Raw genomic sequence first — 265 nt, forward strand, 5'->3', positions numbered from 1 at the left:
AGCCAACCAGGTATCCTGATCGGCCGTGGCCGAGCCGCGCGGGTTCCATTTGACGACATAGTCGAGCCGGCGCCCCTCGTCGGCAAAGACCTGGCGCTGCTGTTCGAGAAGCGCCAGGTGCGCCTGGCTGTCGAAGCCGCTGTCCTCGCGTAACAGGATCGGTTGCTCGGTCAGGCCTTGGGCGCGAGGCAGTACCCGCTCCAGGAAGGCGTTGCTCTCCTTCATGGTGTGCTGCTTGCCAGGACGCAGTTCCAGACCCAGGCAC

1 pseudogene is annotated in these 265 nt (G+C 65.3%); it reads right to left on the bottom strand.

Annotation, left to right across the window (positions count from 1 at the left end):
• A pseudogene (locus tag Q673_RS25025) lies at nucleotides 1-265 on the bottom strand (IS1380 family transposase); the annotation flags it as partial.

It is taken from the genome of Halomonas sp. PBN3 (assembly GCF_000475415.1).
Taxonomy (GTDB): Bacteria; Pseudomonadota; Gammaproteobacteria; order Pseudomonadales; family Halomonadaceae; genus Halomonas; species Halomonas shengliensis.